The sequence below is a fragment of the Curtobacterium sp. Curtsp57 genome (assembly GCF_047324335.1).
Classification (GTDB): domain Bacteria; phylum Actinomycetota; class Actinomycetes; order Actinomycetales; family Microbacteriaceae; genus Curtobacterium.
Genome location: NZ_CP168511.1, coordinates 2765615 through 2781440 on the forward strand (window position 1 = coordinate 2765615; position 15826 = coordinate 2781440).

16 protein-coding genes are annotated in these 15826 nt (G+C 68.1%); all 16 read left to right on the forward strand.

The genetic code is table 11. The annotated features are described in order from the left end of the window. The first annotated feature begins 81 nt into the window (after positions 1-81). The 16 genes from ACEN9V_RS13190 to ACEN9V_RS13265 all read left to right on the forward strand — a co-directional run bounded on the left by ACEN9V_RS13190 (position 82) and on the right by ACEN9V_RS13265 (position 15679). Positions 82-513: a type IV pilin protein gene (locus tag ACEN9V_RS13190; RefSeq protein ID WP_413600697.1), complete on the forward strand. Its 432-nt coding sequence runs from the start codon at positions 82-84 to the stop codon at positions 511-513. Between the two features lie 75 nt (positions 514-588). Next, positions 589-1959, forward strand: a complete 1371-nt coding sequence (locus tag ACEN9V_RS13195; RefSeq protein ID WP_413600698.1) for a type IV pilus modification PilV family protein — start codon at positions 589-591, stop codon at positions 1957-1959. Continuing rightward, positions 1956-2663: a type II secretion system protein J gene (locus ACEN9V_RS13200; RefSeq protein ID WP_413600699.1), complete on the forward strand. Its 708-nt coding sequence runs from the start codon at positions 1956-1958 to the stop codon at positions 2661-2663. Before ACEN9V_RS13195 ends, ACEN9V_RS13200 begins: the two co-directional genes overlap by 4 nt. Positions 2664-2680: 17 nt before the next feature. Beyond that, on the forward strand, positions 2681-4498 hold the full coding sequence (locus ACEN9V_RS13205; RefSeq protein ID WP_413600700.1) for a hypothetical protein: 1818 nt from the start codon (positions 2681-2683) through the stop codon (positions 4496-4498). Continuing rightward, complete coding sequence (locus tag ACEN9V_RS13210; protein ID WP_413600701.1) at positions 4495-5352, forward strand: prepilin peptidase; 858 nt, start codon at positions 4495-4497, stop codon at positions 5350-5352. The genes ACEN9V_RS13205 and ACEN9V_RS13210 overlap by 4 nt, the downstream gene beginning before the upstream one ends. 98 nt (positions 5353-5450) lie before the next feature. Beyond that, positions 5451-6503, forward strand: a complete 1053-nt coding sequence (pilM, locus tag ACEN9V_RS13215; protein WP_413600702.1) for a type IV pilus assembly protein PilM — start codon at positions 5451-5453, stop codon at positions 6501-6503. Beyond that, positions 6500-7273, forward strand: a complete 774-nt coding sequence (locus ACEN9V_RS13220) for a hypothetical protein (RefSeq protein WP_413600703.1) — start codon at positions 6500-6502, stop codon at positions 7271-7273. The genes pilM and ACEN9V_RS13220 overlap by 4 nt, the downstream gene beginning before the upstream one ends. A gap of 1 nt (position 7274) precedes the next feature. Next, positions 7275-7991: a hypothetical protein gene (locus ACEN9V_RS13225; RefSeq protein ID WP_413600704.1), complete on the forward strand. Its 717-nt coding sequence runs from the start codon at positions 7275-7277 to the stop codon at positions 7989-7991. Positions 7992-8169: 178 nt separating this feature from the next. Further along, a complete protein-coding gene (locus ACEN9V_RS13230; RefSeq protein ID WP_413600705.1) occupies positions 8170-8742 on the forward strand; it encodes a CBU_0592 family membrane protein in 573 nt (190 codons plus the stop codon). A gap of 81 nt (positions 8743-8823) precedes the next feature. Further along, complete coding sequence (locus ACEN9V_RS13235) at positions 8824-9246, forward strand: DUF6121 family protein (RefSeq protein ID WP_402727260.1); 423 nt, start codon at positions 8824-8826, stop codon at positions 9244-9246. Between the two features lie 64 nt (positions 9247-9310). Beyond that, a complete protein-coding gene (locus ACEN9V_RS13240; protein WP_413600706.1) occupies positions 9311-10477 on the forward strand; it encodes a hypothetical protein in 1167 nt (388 codons plus the stop codon). A 369-nt stretch (positions 10478-10846) separates the two neighbouring features. After that, positions 10847-11215, forward strand: coding sequence for a 30S ribosomal protein S12 (gene rpsL, locus ACEN9V_RS13245; RefSeq protein ID WP_058728453.1), 369 nt, complete (start codon positions 10847-10849; stop codon positions 11213-11215). Between the two features lie 5 nt (positions 11216-11220). Beyond that, complete coding sequence (rpsG, locus tag ACEN9V_RS13250) at positions 11221-11691, forward strand: 30S ribosomal protein S7 (protein WP_144760634.1); 471 nt, start codon at positions 11221-11223, stop codon at positions 11689-11691. A gap of 97 nt (positions 11692-11788) precedes the next feature. Next, entirely contained in the window at positions 11789-13906 is a 2118-nt protein-coding gene (gene fusA, locus ACEN9V_RS13255) for an elongation factor G (RefSeq protein WP_413600707.1), read from the forward strand. Between the two features lie 158 nt (positions 13907-14064). Further along, positions 14065-15252 (forward strand): elongation factor Tu, encoded by a 1188-nt coding sequence (gene tuf, locus ACEN9V_RS13260; protein WP_281266017.1) that lies wholly within the window; start codon positions 14065-14067, stop codon positions 15250-15252. Between the two features lie 175 nt (positions 15253-15427). Beyond that, on the forward strand, positions 15428-15679 hold the full coding sequence (locus ACEN9V_RS13265) for an antitoxin (RefSeq protein WP_413600708.1): 252 nt from the start codon (positions 15428-15430) through the stop codon (positions 15677-15679). Positions 15680-15826: the final 147 nt, after the last annotated feature.

Consider the following 15826-nt stretch of genomic DNA (forward strand, 5'->3'; position numbering starts at 1 on the left):
TCCGCCTCCAATACGCTGATCACCGGCGGCGAGCAAAGCCCCGAAATCCCCACCCGACATTCCCGAATGAATGGAACAACCATGTACTTCGCTCTCATGGGCAAGCTCGACGCTCGCCGCAAGGGTCTCCTCGCCGACAAGGAGAAGGGCTTCACGCTCATCGAGCTCCTCGTCGTCGTCATCATCATCGGCATCCTCGCCGCGATCGCCATCCCGGTGTACATCGGCGTGCAGAACAACGCGAAGGACTCGGCCGCGAAGTCGGACCTGACCAACGCGAAGACCGCGGTCATCTCGTACTACACCCAGACCAACGCGAACCCGACGGCGCTCACGGGTCTCGAGGACCAGGGTTACACCGCGTCGACCTACACCCTGCCAGGCGTGGCGCCGGCGTACAAGACCGGCTCCGGTGCCGCGGACGGCAAGTTCTGCATCCAGGTCACCAGCAACGCCGGGAACAAGTTCAGCGTCACGCAGAACGGTGGCGTCGTGAGTGGTCTCTGCGCCTAGTCGTCATGAAGCGGGTCGCGCCTCGGCGCGATCCGCTTCATCGCATCCCGACCCACCATCGTGAAGGGACCGTCCATGCTCCGCCTGGTCGACCGGCTCCGCGCAGCGCGCGAGCAGGAAGACGGCTTCACGATCATCGAGGTCATGGTCGCGATGACGATCTTCGCGATCATCGCCGCCGGTGTCGCGGCCGGCATCGTGTCGAGCATCTACCTCACGCAGGACAACCGCTCCCGTGAAGCGGCGCTCAACCTCGCGACGCAGACGATCGACGAGGTCCGGAGCACGAAGGACATCTTCAGCGTCACGAACAAGACCACCTCGGCGACGGTCGGCAACCAGCCCTACACGGTGACCCGCACGTCGAACTGGATCACCTCGTCCGGCACGGACAACGCTTGCGGCGCGGGTGACGGTCAGCTGTCCTACAAGCGTGTCAGCGTCAAGGTGAGCTGGACCAACGGGACCTCGAATGACGAACGCTCCGTCGTGATGGACACGATGGTCGCCCCCTCGACCTCCGTGTCGAGCGCATCGAGCTCGACCATCGTCGTCGCCGTGAACAACGCCAGCGGCGGTCCGAACACCGGCGTCAGCGTCGCCATAACCCCCGTCTCGGGCGGAGCGACGTCGCTGTCGTCCCAACCGGCGGCCACCGATGCGAACGGCTGCACCTACGCGCTCAACGTCACCCCGGGCTCGTACAAGATCGTGCTCGCCAAGAGCGGCAACACCGACGAGACGCTCAACGCTTCCCCGTCCTTCACCGTCACCGCCGCCGTCGGGAGCGTCGCCAGCAAGACCTTCCTCTTCGACCAGCCCGCGACGGTGAACGTCCAGTACGCCGCGAACGCGCGAGCGGGTAGCAACCCGAAGCTCCCGTCGGGCGTCGCGACGACCTTCCTCCGGGGCGACGCCGGTACCCCGGTCACCGCCACGACGACGACCGTCTTCCCGTACACCGACGGATGGGCGGTGGTGGCCGGCAACTACAACGCGTCGACCTGCAAGAACGTCAACCCGCTGAAGTGGACGACGCCCACCACCACGAACCTCATGGTCGACAGCGCGAGTGCTCCCGTCGGCGTCGGCGCGGTCCCCGGTACCACGAGCACGGTCAAGGTCCCGATGGCGCTCATCGACGTGAAGCTGAACGGTTCCGACACCGTGCTCACCGCGGTCGCGACGCCCGGTCCGACGGGTGCCAACGACCCCGGGTGCACGACGTCGCCCGCGACGACGTACACGTTCACCGGGCTGAACGCGACGACCGCGACGACCATCGCCCTGCCGTACGGCACGTTCAAGTTCAGCGAGGGGACGTCGGCGACGTCGCTGGGCTCGAACACGCCGGTGTTCGCGGCGTCCCCTGGCGCGACCAACGTCAACGTGTCGGTCTCCGGCCGGACGGTCCTGTTCGACCCGCGGACGAAGGCCGCGTCGTGACCGGGCGTCGGCCGTCGCGATGGCAGCGGCTGCTCCGTGACGAGCGGGGGATCAGTCTCGTCGAGCTCATCGTCGCGATGACCCTGAGCGTGCTCGTCCTGACGATCGCCGGCTCCTTCCTCATCTCGACGCAGCGTGCGTCGGTCACGGCGAGTGCGGTCAACGAGAACACCCGCACCGCGGCGGCGGCGATGAACGAGATGACCCGGGTGATGCGGTCCGCGACGGACAACCCGGTGTCGACCGGCGACGACCCGCAGTACGCGTTCCAGTACGCGAGCGCGACGAGCGTCCGCTTCTTCACCTACGTCAACACGTCGTCCACGGCGTCGCAGCCCGTTCAGGTCCAACTCTCGCTCGACACGACGAGGGGCACCATCACCGAGACGAAGTGGTCGGGCACCGTCGTGCCGTACAGCGACTACTTCACGTTCCCGATGTCCACCGGTGCGACGCTGAGCACCACCCCGACGTCGACCCGCACGCTCGTGAACTCGGTCGTGTCGGCGAATGCCTTCACCTTCTACAACGCCGCCGGCGGCATCATCGCCCCGTCCGGCGGCTCCATCAGCGCGACCGACCTGCCGAACATCCGCAAGGTGACCGTCACCGTGACGACCGGCACGAGCACGTCGGACCCCCGAGCTACCACGCTCACGAACAGCGTCAACCTGCCGAACATCGTGATGGGAGCATCCTCGTGATCCGGATCCTGCGTGCCATGCGCGCCCGCGACGACGAACGCGGCGTCGCCCTGGTGGCCGTCGTCGGGATCGGCATGGTCGTGATGATGCTCGTCGCGACCCTCGTCGCCGTCGCGACGAACGGCGCGAAGGCGACCACGAGCGATCGGGACTGGGCACGTGCAGCGGCTGCCGCCTACGCGGGCATCGCCGACTACCAGGCCCGGCTCAACGCGGACAACAGCTACGGGAACTACGGGCAGAAGCTCGCGCCGTTCAGCCAGGCGACGCTCAGCACCTTCACGAAGGGCACCGGCGACAACCCCGCGTTCGACTACACCGCAGGCGGGCGCTGGGTCAGCGTCCCCGGCGCGAACGGCGCGGCGAGCGACGGTTCGTACCGGTACGCCGTCGACAACTCGAAGCTCACCTCGCAGGGTGTCATCCGCGTCCAGTCCACCGGGCGGGCGGGTTCGACCACGCGGACGTTCATCGCGAACGTGAAGCCGGACGGCTTCTCGAACTACCTCTACTTCACGAACTACGAGTCGCAGGACCCGTCGGTGAGCAGCGAGACGTACAGCTACCGCTGCGGCTCGTTGACTTGCAAGGCCCCGTGCGTGAGCGCGTACCAGCCGCTGGCCGGGTCCACGAACTGCCAGTACATCCAGTTCGCCGCCGGCGACACGCTCGAGGGGCCGGTGCGCTCGAACGACCAGTTCCGCATCTGCGGCGCCACGTTCAAGAGCACGGTGCAGAGCGTCTACGGCTGGTCGAAGACGGGGTGCACCGGGACGACGCCGAACTTCGCGTCCAACCCGACGACGAGCTCGACGCTGACCCCACCCGCCACGATCTCCGACCTCCGCGACTACATGCGGACCGACCTGGCGACGACGACCAACACGGTCGAGGGCCCCGGCTGCCTGTACACGGGGCCGACCAAGATCACCTTCGTGGGCGGCGGCAAGGTGAACATCGTCTCCCCGCTGACGGTGAAGACCACGGTCACGGGGACGACGAACCAGTCCGGCGGGTTGCTCACGGGTGGGGCCGCTCCGGCCCGGTGCGGTGACGTCGCTGCACTGCACACCGCGGCCGGCGCGACGATCGACATCCCGAAGAACAACCTCATCTACGTCCAGAACGAGCCGGGGTCCAGGTCCGGCTCGTCGCAGGACCCGAACCTGTGGAGCGCGTCGAGCTACAAGACGCAGGCGACCGCGTGCTCCAACACGACCCGTGCCAGCGCGTACACGACGCTGCCGTCGAACGGGGTCGGTTTCCCCGAGGTCGGGACCAACTCCAGCAACAGCGAAGCCGACCCGACGGCCGGCCTCGGCAACGCCGTCACCAACCCGTACAAGTGCGACAACGGCGACGTGTTCGTCCAGGGCACCGTCGACAAGGCCGTCACGATCGCGGCCGAGAACTTCGTCTACGTGACCGGCGACATCACCTACCCGACGAACCGCACCGCGTCGACGGTCCTCGGCCTGATCGGGCAACAGGCGGTCTGGGTGTGGAACCCGATCAACAGCGCCAACAGCACGTACAAGGCCAAGGACCGCCGCATCGACGCCGCCATCCTCTCCAACGACGGCACCTTCGCGGTCCAGAACTACACGCTCGGGTCGAGCAGGGGAACGCTGACGGTGAACGGCTCGATCGCGCAGAACTTCCGTGGTGCCGTCGCGACGACCGGCGGCACGGGCTACGCGAAGGACTACGAGTACGACTCGTCACTCGCGACGTACACGCCTCCGAAGTTCCCGCAGCCCACGATCACGACCTACCGGGTCGCGACCCAGGTCGAGTCCAAGACCGCGTACGCCGCCGACGGGAGCGCGTCGTGACCGCTGCCCTCTCGTTCCTCGCGACGATCACCGGCGTCCTCGGACTCGCGGTCGGGTCGTTCCTCAACGTCGTCGTCTACCGCGTCCCAGCCGGACTCTCGGTGTCGCGCCCCGCGAGCGCGTGCCCGCGGTGCGCGCACGCGATCCGCGGGTACGACAACGTCCCCGTGCTCTCCTGGCTGGTCCTGCGCGGACGGTGCCGTGACTGTGCTGCCCCCATCTCGGCGCGCTACCCGCTCGTGGAAGCCGCCACGGGCCTCCTGGCCGTCCTGGTGACCGTGTTCTTCGTGACCGTACCGTGGAGTCCGCTGCGGACCGCTGCACCGGACGGAGCGGGCGCTGCGCTGGCCTACGGCGCGGTCGTCCTCCTGGCCTACCTCTACGTCATGGCGATCAGCGTGGCGCTCACCCTGATCGACCTGGACACACACACCCTGCCCAACCGCATCGTGCTGCCGGCGTACGCCGTGGTGCCGCTGCTGCTCGCTGCGGCGTCGGCGCTCTCCGGCGACTGGGGAGCTCTGGCGCGCGCGTTCCTCGGGCTCGTCGTGCTCGGCGGCGTGTACCTCGCGTTGGCGCTCGCGGTGCCCGGCGGCATGGGGCTCGGGGACGTGAAACTGGCCGGAGTCCTCGGCTTCGCGATGGCGTACCTCGGATGGGGACCCCTCGCAGTGGGTTCTTTCGGCGCCTTCGTCCTCGGCGGTATCTTCGCGATCGCACTGGTGATCGTGCGCCGGGCTGGACGTCGGAGCGGCATCCCGTTCGGCCCCTGGATGCTCGCCGGTTCCTGGCTCGGCATCTCCCTCGGCGCGCCGATCTGGTCCACGTACCTCGGTGTGCTGGGCCTCGGTTGATCCCCGATCACTCGACCTGAACTCGGCCGTCTCCCACGGTCAGCCCAACAGACCACCCGCAGCGCACCCGAAGCCTGCGGCTCCGGAAGGACAACAGCATGGCGAAGAGCATCGTCGGCGTGGACATCGGCTCAGCCACCATCCGCGCGGTCGAGGTCCAGGACCACGACAAGCCGCAGCCGACCATCGTGCGGTTCGCCGAGGTCCCGGTTCCTCCCGGCTCCACGCGCCAGGGCGAGGTCATCGAGCCGAACACGGTGGCCGCAGCGCTCAAGCAACTGTGGTCCGCCGGGAAGTTCCGATCGAAGGACGTCGTGCTCGGGATGGGCAACCAGCGCGTGCTCTCCCGCGACCTGACGGTGCCGAAGGCGCCGCTCGCCCAGATCCGTGAGTCGCTCCCGTTCCAGGTGCAGGACATGCTCCCGGTCCCCGTCGGCGACGCCATCCTCGACTTCTACCCGACGTCCGAGTCGGTGACCGAGCACGGCCCCGTCGTCAACGGTCTCTTGGTCGCCGCGGTGAAGGACGCGGTCCTCGCCAACGTCCGCGCGGTCCAGCACGCCGGCCTGAACCCCGTCGGCGTCGACCTGATCCCGTTCGCGCTGTCGCGGGCCGTGGCTCCGACCGCGGCCCACCCGACCGCGGCCATCGTCGAGTGCGGTGGCAACACGACGACGGTCGTGATCGTGACACACGGCGTCCCGAAGTTCGTCCGCATCATCCCGACCGGCGGCGACGACGTCACGCGGATGCTCGCGGGCCGCCTGGACATCCCGGAGGCCGAGGCGGAAGCCGTGAAGCGTCACCTCGGCATGGACGCACTCGGTGCGCACACCCCCGACGATGCACTCGCGGTGGCGGCGATCCGTGAGACGACCAGCGAACTGCTCGCGAGCCTCCGGAACACGGTCAACTACTTCGTGAACACCCACCCCGCCGAACCCGTGGGGGAGATCCTGCTGGTAGGCGGCGGCGCTGCCCTTCCCGGCTTCCGCGACTCCCTCGCCGAGTTCACCCGGATCCCGGTCCGCCACGGCGATCCGTTCGCCAACGCCGGGCTGTCCCGCGGGATCAGCCGCGACGAGCTGTACTCGCGTGGGCCGTCGATCGCCACCGCGTGGGGTCTGGCAGCAGGGGGGAAGGCGGCATGAGCGAAGCGACGAAGGTCCGACCGCCCCGTACCGGGCGTCCGGCGAAGACGAACCAGAGCGCCGAGGGCCGCGTGTCCGCCGAGGTCGCCGAGCGCACCAAACGGCAGGGCCGCGCCAACATGCAATTGCTCACCGTCGGCGCCCGGCCGCGGGTGGATCTCCTCCCGACCGAGGTGCTGGTCGACCGACGAGAACGTCGGGTGGTCCGGCGGGTCTGGGGTGGTGTCGCCGTCGTCGCAGTCGTCGCGGGGATCGCGATCGGCGGAGCCTCACTCATGTCAGCCGAGTCCGCGAACGACCTTGCTGATGCCCAGGCGCAGACGCTCGCCCTGGTCCAGCAGCAGGCGCAGTACAAGGACGTCCGCGAGACCGAGGCCTCGACCTCGCTCCTCGAGGCAGCGCAGGCGGTCGGCGGAGCGACGGAGATCGACTGGGGGACCTACCTCGGTTCGGTGAAGAGTTCGCTCCCCGGAGGGGTGGACATCACCGGCGTCACGGTCGACTCGGCGTCACCGCTCGAGGCGTACGCCCAGGCCGACGCCCCGCTCCAGGGGCAGCGCATCGCGACGCTCACGTTCGACGCCGAGAGCCCGACGCTGCCCTCGGTCCCGGAGTGGCTCGACTCCGTCAGGTCCATCACCGGGTTCGTCGACGCGACCGCGAACTCGGTCACCCTCGACGAGACGTCCGGGACGTACACGGTCAACATGACGATCCACGTCAACGAGAAGGCCTTCGACGGCAAGTACGACCTCGACGGGGGGAAGTGACATGAGCAAGAACCGACTCAACATGCTGATCGCTGTGCTGGCGATGGTCGTCGTGGCGGCGGCCGGCTTCTTCCTGGGCGTGCAGCCGCAGCTCGCACAGGCGGCGTCGAACCGTGCACAGCAGACCACGGTGGAGGCCACGAACAGCACCACCGCGAAGGAACTCGCTCGCCTCCGGGAACGGGCGAAGTCCCTGCCCGAGATGCAGTCGGAGCTCACCGGTCTGGAAGCGTCGGTGCCGTCGAGCGCGAGCATGTCGAGGTTCTACAGCGAGATCGACGGGATCGCCTCGACGTCCGGCGTCACGGTGTCCGCGATCACGACGTCGGACGCCATCGCCTACGCCCCGCCTGCGTCGACCGCGACCGACACGGCGACCGATGCGGCGTCCCCTGCCGCGACCGCGTCACCCGAGCCGACTGCGTCGGCCACGGCGTCGGCTGCACCGACCGCTCCCGACGTGACCACGAACCCGGCGATCACCGGCTCGAACTTCTCGGTCATCCCGGTCTCGGTGTCCGTCGACGGATCCTTCGAACAGGCGCTGTCGTTCGCGTCCGGTACCCGGGACGGTGCGCGGCTGTTCCTGATCGACTCGATCTCGTCCTCGACGTCGGACGGGTCGGCAGACGCCGCGGGGGCTTCCACGACGACCTGGACCTTCGCCGGGTACGTGTACGTCCTCCGCGCCACGTCGGACACCCCCGCGAAGGGCTGACAAGCACCCCCGCCAACTGGGGGAGGAGCCGCCACGCCGAAGCCTCTTCCGTGGCGGCTCCCGCTGTGCGTACGATGCTCCCGATGCCGCGTTCTGCGGCTCGTCACACCCCCTCGAACGGTCGGCTCGAATCGGCCGTTCCTCGTCGTGCCCGGAGTCGCGCGTGTTGTCTGGAATCGTGGAATTCCTCGGATGGTTCGGAGCTGTAACCGTCCTTGCTGGTTACATCCTGTTCTCAACCGGCAAGCTCCCGAACGGCCCGGTCTACCAGCTGTTCAACCTCGTCGGCGGACTCGCGGTGGCGGTCAACGTCGCCGCCCACCACGCCGTCCCGTCGACCATCGTGAACGGCATCTGGGCCGTCGTCGCGGTCGTCGTCCTGGTCCGCATGGCCAGAGCGCGTCGCACGGCGAAGCGGGCCGGTCTCGAGACGCACCACGAGCTCTCGACGGAGCCAGCGGCAACGACCGCGGTGCTGCCCGTCATCGGCCCCGCCGTCCGGCACCACGAGCCGGACGTGACCGACACGGCGGACGCACCCCCGAGCCTCCAGACCGACGTGGCCGACGTGGCCGACGTGGCCGAGCCTGTCGAACAGGCGATCACCGCCCCCGCCGCCCCCATGACCGAGAGCGTCCCGGTCATCACCGCAGCGATCGCCATCGCCCTCGTGAACGCCGCGCAAGAGCAGCGCCGCGCCGAGCGCAACGAACGGGACGACCGCGAGCAGCAGGACCAGCCTGCGAGCTGACCGCACCGAACCACGCAACGCACGCCGCACCCGACCCGCCACACCAGCCACGGCACCCGTCACCGGCGCTACCATCGGTCCATGTCCCGGTGGTTGGTGGCGACGATGACGTCGATCCTCTTCATCGCGCTCGTCATCGCCGTGAGCGGGTTCGAGTCCCTCCTCGCCGACATCGCGATCATCTCCCAGACCGACGCGACGCCGTACCTCGGCCCGGCGATGGTCCTCGGCGGCGCGGTGGTGGTGTTCCTCGCGACGGCGTTCGGCATCCCGGACGGCAACCCCGGCGTCACGGGCCTGGTCGCAGCCGCGACGAGCTACCTCGTGATGCTCGGCGTCGGGTCGGTCGGCTACGCGCTGATCCGCCAGGACGTCACCGAGCTCCTGGTGTTCCCGGCGGGCTACGCCCTCGGCCCGTTCGTGGTCGGCTCGGTCGTGATCGCGCTGCTCTGCGTGATCGGCGGGATCGCGATGGCCAGGCACCAGACCAAGCAGTCGAACTGACGGCGGTCGCCGGTAGGATATCGGTGCCGCCGGAACAGCGCGGCAGCGAGACCACGGGGGACCGATGAGCACGGACGACACCGCACCGCAGGACGGATGGGGATCCGTCCCACGGGTCGCGGACATCAGCGGCACGCGCGAAGCGCCAGCGCCGGGCACGCGCGAGGCGCCGGCGGGTGCTGCAGCAGCGCCGGCACCGCGACCGCGCAAGCGGATGCGCCGGGGCGCACTCATCGGCATCATCGCGGGCGGAGCGGCCGTGGTGCTGCTGGCCGTCGCGGGCGGGGTCGGCTACTCGGTCGGCTCGAACAGCCATGCACCGGAACGCCAGGTCGAGGCGTTCCTCGACGACCTCCGGTCCGGCAAGGTCGACGCGGCCCTGACCGACGCCGGCATCGAGCACTCGAAGGACGACGTCCTGCTGACCGACGCCGCGTACGCCAAGGCGAAGTCGCGCGTCACGGGGTACCGCATCGCCGCCACGAAGACCGACGGCGACACCGCGACGGTGGGCGCGTACCTGACGCAGAGCGGACGCCAGGTCGCCGCCACGTTCACCCTCGACAAGACCGGCACCGACTGGGGCGTGTTCCCGAAGTGGGAGCTCCAGGCCCCCGACCTCGGATCGGTGGACGTCGTCGTGCAGGCCCCGGCGGGCACCACGGTCGCGGTCGCCGGCCAGAAGGTGACCACGGACAAGACCGGCGGGCTCACCCTGCGTGCGCTCCCGGGTTCCTACGACGTCGCGGTCGACGGCGGCAAGTGGTTCACGGCCGACACCACGACGGCGGACGTCCGCGGGTTCGCCGCGGCGGAGTCGACGCCGGTCTCGATCACGACGACGCTCACCGACGACGGCAGAGCGGCTGCGACGGACGCCGTGAACGCCTGGGTGGACGGCTGCATCGCCTCGACGTCGACCACCCCGGACGGCTGCAGCTTCTACGCGTACGGCGAGAACCCGGCGAACACCTACACCGACCAGAAGTGGACGCTCGACGCCCGCCCGACCGTGCAGGTGGACGGCTGGCTCGCCGATGGCTGGATGGTCACCACGTCGTCGTACGGCTCGGCGACGTTCACGGCGAACTTCACGGGGCCGGCGGGCTCCGGCACGGCGACGGCCGGTCCGATCAACGTGAACGCCTCCGGCTACATCACGGGCTTCACCGACGCGGGTGCGACGTTCGAGTCGTCGATCGGCAACGGCTCGTCGGACACCGGCTCCTGATCGCTGGTGGTCGCCTCCGTCCCGGACGGGAGGCCCGACCCGCCTCCGCGACGGCAGCACGCCGGAGCACGTGGCGGGCTCCAGGGCCCGCCCCGCGCCGGGCGCGACCGGCCGGCGGACGTGCGTTCGCCGACGGCCGATTCCACGGGCCTCCAGGACGACGCGCCCGGATTGATTTCGCGAGGGTACACAGGTAGGCTCTTCCGGGTGTGCGCCCTCGGGCGCGCCCGAAAAGTTCGGCAGGTCGACGACCTGATCCGGACAGTCCGCCCCCAACTCACGTCCGCCTGACAGGCGGCCGTTCGCGTGGGCGAGGATGCCGACGGACCACGTCGGCCAGAGAACACGAGCGAAGAACCAGGAGAACAGTTGCCTACTATTCAGCAGCTGGTTCGCAAGGGTCGTACGCCCAAGGTCGTCAAGACCAAGGCACCGGCCCTCAAGGCGAACCCCCAGCAGCGTGGTGTGTGCACCCGCGTCTACACCACCACCCCGAAGAAGCCGAACTCGGCACTGCGCAAGGTCGCTCGTGTGAAGCTCTCGAACGGTACCGAGGTCACGGCCTACATCCCCGGTGAGGGCCACAACCTGCAGGAGCACTCGATGGTGCTCGTCCGCGGCGGTCGTGTGAAGGACCTCCCGGGTGTCCGCTACAAGATCATCCGTGGCGCACTGGACACCCAGGCCGTCAAGAACCGTAAGCAGGCGCGTAGCCGCTACGGCGCGAAGAAGGGTTGAGTTAGATGCCTCGTAAGGGTCCCGCCCCCAAGCGTCCCGTCGTCGCAGACCCCGTCTACGGCGCACCGATCGTCAGCCAGCTCGTCAACAAGATCCTCCTCGACGGCAAGAAGGGCCTCGCCGAGCGCATCGTCTACGACGCACTCGAAGGTGTCTCGTCGAAGAACGGCCAGGACGCCGTCGTCACGCTGAAGAAGGCGCTCGACAACGTCCGTCCGACCCTCGAGGTCCGTAGCCGCCGCGTCGGTGGCTCGACCTACCAGGTCCCGGTCGAGGTCAAGCCGCACCGTGCGAACACGCTGGCCCTGCGCTGGCTGACCTCGTACGCCAAGGCTCGCCGCGAGAAGACGATGACCGAGCGTCTCATGAACGAGATCCTCGACGCGTCGAACGGTCTCGGCGCCGCTGTCAAGCGTCGCGAGGACACCCACAAGATGGCCGAGTCGAACAAGGCCTTCGCGCACTACCGCTGGTAATCCCGGCGTACCTGGCTGATCGGTTCGGGCGCCGTCAGGGCAAGACCCACGGCGCCCGGCCGACCACCATCTCCTACAACTCTTCCGGAGGAACCCTGTGGCACAGGACGTGCTCACCGACCTGAACAAGGTCCGCAACATCGGCATCATGGCGCACATCGACGCCGGCAAGACCACGACCACCGAGCGCATCCTGTTCTACACGGGCATCACGCACAAGATCGGTGAGGTCCACGACGGCGCCGCCACGATGGACTGGATGGCGCAGGAGCAGGAACGCGGCATCACGATCACGTCGGCCGCGACGACCTGCTTCTGGGACAACAACCAGATCAACATCATCGACACCCCCGGTCACGTGGACTTCACGGTCGAGGTGGAGCGCTCGCTCCGCGTCCTCGACGGTGCTGTCGCCGTCTTCGACGGCAAGGAGGGCGTCGAGCCCCAGTCCGAGACCGTGTGGCGTCAGGCGGACAAGTACAACGTCCCGCGCATCTGCTTCGTCAACAAGATGGACAAGCTCGGTGCGGACTTCTACTTCACCGTCGACACGATCGTGAAGCGCCTCGGCGCCGAGCCCCTCGTGCTGCAGCTCCCGATCGGTGCGGAGTCCTCCTTCGAGGGCGTCGTCGACCTGGTCGAGATGCGTGCCCTCACCTGGCGCGGCGACGCCAAGGGTGACGTCCAGATGGGCGCGAAGTACGAGATCGAAGAGATCCCGGCCGACCTGGCCGACCGCGCTGCCGAGTACCGCGAGAAGCTCATCGAGCGCGTGGCCGAGGCGGACGACGAGCTCATGGAGCGCTACCTCGAGGGCGACACCGACTTCTCGGTGGCCGCGATCAAGGCTGCGATCCGCAAGCTCACCGTCAACAGCGAGCTCTACCCAGTGCTCTGCGGTTCTGCGTTCAAGAACCGTGGCGTCCAGCCGATGCTCGACGCGGTCATCGACTACCTGCCGTCGCCGCTCGACGTCCCGCCGATGATCGGCCACGACGTCAAGGACGAGGAGAAGGAGATCATCCGCAAGCCGGATGCCTCCGAGCCCTTCTCGGCGCTCGCGTTCAAGGTCGCGGTGCACCCGTTCTTCGGTCGCCTCACCTACGTCCGCGTGTACTCCGGCCACATCGAGTCCGGTGCACAGGTCATCAACTCGACCAAGGGCAAGAAGGAGCGCATCGGCAAGATCTTCCAGATGCACTCCAACAAGGAGAACCCGGTCGACGCGGTCACCGCCGGTCACATCTACGCGGTCATCGGCCTGAAGGACACCACCACCGGTGACACCCTGTGCGACCCGCAGGACCAGGTCGTCCTCGAGTCGATGACCTTCCCGGAGCCCGTCATCGAGGTGGCGATCGAGCCGAAGACCAAGGCTGACCAGGAGAAGCTCTCCACGGCCATCCAGAAGCTCGCCGAAGAGGACCCGACGTTCCGCGTCGAGCTCAACGCCGAGACCGGTCAGACGACGATCAAGGGCATGGGCGAGCTCCACCTCGACATCCTGGTCGACCGCATGAAGCGCGAGTTCAAGGTCGAGGCGAACGTCGGCAAGCCCCAGGTGGCCTACCGCGAGACCCTCACCAAGACCGTCGAGCGCTACGACTACACCCACAAGAAGCAGACCGGTGGTTCCGGTCAGTTCGCGAAGGTGCAGATCGCGCTCGAGCCGATGGAGGTCACGGCGGAGAAGGTCTACGAGTTCGAGAACGCCGTCACCGGTGGTCGCGTGCCTCGTGAGTACATCCCGTCGGTCGACGCCGGTATCCAGGACGCCATGCAGGTCGGTATCCTCGCCGGGTACCCGACCGTCGGTGTGAAGGCCATCCTCAAGGACGGCCAGGCGCACGACGTCGACTCGTCCGAGATGGCGTTCAAGATCGCCGGCTCGATGGCCTACAAGGAAGCGGCTCGCAAGGCCGGTCCGGTCATCCTCGAGCCGATCATGGCCGTCGAGGTCCGTACGCCCGAGGAGTACATGGGCGACGTCATCGGTGACCTGAGCTCGCGTCGTGGCAACATCGCCGCGATGGAGGACGCTTCCGGCGTCAAGGTGGTCCGCGCGAGCGTGCCGCTGTCCGAGATGTTCGGCTACGTCGGGGACCTTCGTTCGAAGACCTCCGGTCGTGCCGTCTACTCGATGACGTTCGAGACCTACAACCAGGTCCCGTCCAACGTCGCCGAGGAGATCGTCGCGAAGTCCAAGGGGGAGTGACGCTCTTCCGAGCGTGCTCTCCACAGGCGGGGGCGCCCGGCGACGGGCCCCTCGCCACCAAGTAAAGTAAAGACACACACACCGCGTGCCAACGGTTCGGCATCCCTGACAGGGGTGCTCCCGGGGGTCTCGCATCCGAGTCCTGAGGAGGACCCACAGTGGCCAAGGCCAAGTTCGAGCGCACCAAGCCGCACGTCAACATCGGAACCATCGGTCACGTCGACCACGGCAAGACCACGCTCACGGCGGCGATCACCAAGGTTCTGCACGACCAGTACCCGGACCTCAACGAGGCCCGTGACTTCGCTCAGATCGACAACGCTCCCGAAGAGCGCCAGCGCGGCATCACGATCAACATCTCGCACGTCGAGTACCAGACCGACAAGCGCCACTACGCGCACGTCGACGCTCCTGGTCACGCCGACTACGTGAAGAACATGATCACCGGTGCGGCCCAGATGGACGGCGCGATCCTCGTGGTCGCCGCCACCGACGGTCCCATGCCCCAGACGCGTGAGCACGTGCTGCTCGCTCGCCAGGTCGGCGTGCCGTACATCGTCGTCGCGCTGAACAAGTCCGACATGGTCGACGACGAGGAGATCCTGGAGCTCGTCGAGCTCGAGGTCCGCGAGCTCCTCGGCTCGCAGGAGTTCGACGAGGACGCCCCCGTCGTGCAGGTCTCGGCGCTCAAGGCGCTCGAGGGCGACGAGAAGTGGGTCAAGTCCGTCCAGGACCTCATGGCCCAGGTCGACGAGCACGTGCCGGACCCGGTGCGCGCCACCGACCAGCCCTTCCTCATGCCGATCGAGGACGTCTTCACGATCACCGGTCGTGGCACCGTCGTCACCGGTCGCGTCGAGCGCGGCGAGCTGGACCTCAACTCCGAGGTCGAGATCGTCGGCATCAAGCCGACCCAGAAGACCACGGTCACGGGCATCGAGATGTTCCGCAAGCTGCTCGACAAGGCAGTCGCCGGTGACAACACCGGTCTGCTCATCCGTGGCCTCAAGCGTGAGGACGTGGAGCGCGGCCAGGTCGTCGTGAAGCCGGGTTCGGTCACGCCGCACACCGAGTTCACCGCGAACGCGTACATCCTGAACAAGGAAGAGGGCGGTCGTCACAACCCGTTCTACGCGAACTACCGTCCGCAGTTCTACTTCCGCACCACGGACGTCACCGGCGTCATCACGCTGCCCGAGGGCACCGAGATGGTCATGCCCGGCGACACCGTCGCGATGACGGTCGAGCTGATCCAGCCGATCGCCATGGAAGAGGGCCTCCGCTTCGCCATCCGTGAGGGTGGTCGTACGGTCGGCGCCGGCACGGTCGAGAAGATCATCAAGTAACTTCTGGTTCCTTGAGTCAGCGGGGTCGGACCTTCGGGTCCGGCCCCGCTTTCGTCGTTCCCGGGGCGGTGCTGCGCGCTGCGGACAGATCGCGCACGGTCGGGCAACATGTCTCGCAAGCGGCCGGACCACCCGGCCATCGGATGGCCGGGACCCCGGCCGACAGGGAGGCACCATGGCCGGCTTCGACGACATCCAGAAGAACGTCTCCGCGAAGGCGCAGGAGGTCACCGACAAGGCGAAGGCCTTCGTCGACGAGAACAAGGACAAGATCGAGGCGGCCGTCACGAGCGAGAAGGTGGAAGAGGTCTCGGACAAGATCATCCACGGGCTCGCGGACGGCCTGAAGAAGGTCACCGGCGGGAAGTTCGACGACAAGATCGACGACGCCGCCGCGAACGTCGACAAGCACGTCGGCAACGAGTAGTCCCGCGCCGACCCCTGCGACCCCACACCCGTCCGGCTCTCGCCGGGCGGGTGTTCGCGTCCCTCGGACGGCCGACAACGGTGTACCCCGATCTGGGTGCATCGGTCCGTCGGCGTGCTCGATACCGTGGAATGGCGGGACCGCCCT